1 protein-coding gene and 1 pseudogene are annotated in these 3,064 nt (G+C 44.3%); both read right to left on the minus strand.

Annotation, left to right across the window (positions count from 1 at the left end; all coding sequences use genetic code 11):
* On the minus strand, positions 1-2,615 hold a 2,615-nt coding region (locus tag N0B16_RS14105), incomplete at its 3' end, for a DUF6443 domain-containing protein (protein ID WP_262991580.1).
* A gap of 8 nt (positions 2,616-2,623) precedes the next feature.
* A pseudogene (locus tag N0B16_RS14110) lies at positions 2,624-3,064 on the minus strand (DUF5977 domain-containing protein); the annotation flags it as partial.

Below are 3,064 nucleotides of genomic sequence, written 5' to 3' on the forward strand. Positions count from 1 at the left end.
TACGCAGGGTTTCCACCATTTGCGTTGTATCCTTCATGCTTCAACCCAAACGGATAATAATTATTTTCTTCAAGAACTTCTGCGCTGCTGTTTGCATTTTTAAAATAACTGAGCCTTACATTTCCCAGATGGTCGGTATAATTGTAAATGTACGTATTATCTTTAAAATTAAAATATCCCTCTGAAGTCGGTACAAATTCCGGTGTAACGACTCCCGCATAATTGACTGTGTACTGGAAACCATCCAGATAATCCGTCGTTGTCGTACGTTCTGCAAAATTCTTAAAATAAGCGGTGTACCCTTTTCTGAGCTTGGTTCCATCTGCACGGTACACGTAGCTGGTTCTGGCATTGCGCTCCTCGGTGCTTCCGTTGCTGTTTCTGATGATGTAAGCTTGGTTGAAAGTAATCTTTTTAGGAAGGTTCAGGAAATTGTAATCTATATTTAGAATGCCTTTATCAATCTGGTTAGTCATATTTCCATTGGCATCATAAGAAATTGTGTTTCCTGATACATCAGGATAACCGCTGTACTGAAATGAGTCATCCGTAACCGATTGCAATCTGTTAGTCCCCATATATTGATACGTCAGATTATCAATCGTCATAGCTGTGGTCCCCTGTAAAACTCCTTCTGATCTTTTCAAATTGGTAATATTTCCATTAAGGTCGTAATCGATCTTCTCAAAGTATTCTTTGGCCGTAGGATTGACATCTTTCTGGTAAAAGCCCGCAAGTAATCTGTTTAATCCGTCATATACATACCCATATCTTTTGAGATTGTCTCCTGGTGTAGTGCCGGTTTTCCAGTCAATTTCTGCGATATTGCCGTTGTATTTCGGCTTTACTTTCAGATCCGGAAAATCATTGTTCGGGGTTTCTTCCCCTTCCACCTGATTGTATTTGATCTTATACCCAAATAAATCATTCCCTAAGTTAGCGGGGTCATTGATCCTGGTCATCCATCCACGGATATTGTAGGCGTAATCTACCGTCTGCAATGGCGTTGCTGCATTGGTACCGCCTACTTTCTTGGTGGTGAGCTGCGAGAGCTCGTTGTATTCATTCTGAACCAAAATCTCTTCAGTATTATTGTCTACCTTATGTTTGTGGACAAGCAGCCTGTTCTGCGCATCGTATTCGAAGTTCTCGGTGATGATTTTCTCCGTATCGGTATTGAGTCTTTTGTGGTAGGTTTTGACCTGTTGGGCAGTTCCTGCAAAATCAAGCAGCGATTCTGTTCTGGTATAGCCGCCAAGATGATTAATGGAATAGCTTCCCACCGTTCTTCCTTTGCGGTCGTAATAGCTGTAGGTTTTCGTCCAGTTGTCGTCTTCAATGTTTTTAACATACGAAGCCACCGGAAGGCTTTTGGTACTGATGTTGCCATTCTGGGCATTATCATTCAGTACATCCTGGCCCAGAATCTGCGTAGGAATGGAAGGACTTCCTGTCGGATACGTGTCGTAATAGTTGACGGATAAGACCGTTTCTATATCCGTAAATAAACCGTTGCTGTAATAAATCTGCAGGCCATTTCTGGTAAATCCTGTAGCATGCCTGGATTCGGTAATGACTAAACTTCCTGCCTGATTCTGCATACCCGTGCGGTCTCCACCGGGTAAGATCCCTGTATAGATCACTCTTCCCAACTGATCATATTTGGTCATCAGCCACTTGCTGTTGGCGCGCATATTGGCATCCTGGGTAAAGATCAATCGGTCTGCCTTATCATATACCATGTATTCCCAGCCTTTTCCAGAAAGCTTCTTTTCCACCAGACGGTTTTTTCCGTCATACCGGTATTGGTAACAGAGGTTATTCAGTACTGCCTCATCAATGGAAGCTGAAACCGAAGCCAACGGAGGGATCACAAAAGCCAGCTGGTTGTATTCATTGTACACGTAATAGGTATCTGCATTTTCCGTGGCGCTCAGTACTTTCCGTACCAGGATCGTCTGTCCCTGTCCGTTTTTGAACTCAACAGTCTTATTGCCGTCTTCATCGATAACCGTGGTTTTATAGAGCTGCGAAGCTTTATAGTTCCCGTTTTCAGAATTGCTGTCCGAAGCCATACTTAATACTGAAGAAGTCGCGCCGTTTACCCAGGTCGTTGTGGTCACATATTTTTTGACTTCTCCCGCGATATTCGCATCGTATTCAAACTTCACGGGCCTACTGTTCCAGTCGTTGCCCACCTGCTTCTGTTCCAGAACCCGATCCAGAGGAGAGTTTTCCAGAAGCTTTTCGGCATAGATCTTTTCAGATCCGTAAAGAGCAGGCTGTACTGCATTGGCAAGCGGATTAGGAACAATCGCTCCATTCATCGTGGAAGACTGGGGAACGGGAAGGTAGTCTTTTACCTGTCTGCCAAAACCGTCATATTCAATGTGCGTCACCACATCTTTTCCCAAAGGTGAAGCTTTGATGTTCACCACCTGTTTCGCCCTTCCCAAACCATCGAAATACTGAACGGTTTCCGAGGTTTTACAATTGGGAAGCGAAGGATCGGACAGATATGTCTTAGAATACACGTAGTTTTCCGTAGGCGTAAGCTGTGCGTGCACAAAACCTGTGACAAGCAGCGCACTGATGGGGAGGAGTATTTTTTTCATGTTTGTGTTTAGTTTTTATAATTGTATTTGAATTCTTTCAGGAGCTTTCCTGAAGCATCGTTCTCCCGAATCTCTTTTAATCGGTTGGCCGTATCATACAGGTAGACTTCACGGATTCCTGATGGAGGTGTAATGCTCGTTACCCCAATCAACGGATCATAGGTATAGGTCGTCACTTGTGATCCAGATAATGCGGCAGATTTTCTAAACGTATCGAGCGCCGTTAAAAGAGCAGGCTCAGTGGCCGGATTGACGGCATCAGAATCCGATGCCGAAAGAATTGCGGTAAGAAGCCCGGAATTCACCAGCTGGTCATAGCTCATCCCCTCTACCTTGGCAATCGGCTGGGTAGAATTATACCCCCAGACAATAGCCGTGGAAATACCATCCTTCGTCGTATACTGCTGCAAATTGCCTTTGCTGTCGTAGCGGTCGTAGGTGACTTCTGT

This window comes from Chryseobacterium gilvum (assembly GCF_025628965.1).
GTDB classification, from domain to species: domain Bacteria; phylum Bacteroidota; class Bacteroidia; order Flavobacteriales; family Weeksellaceae; genus Chryseobacterium; species Chryseobacterium gilvum.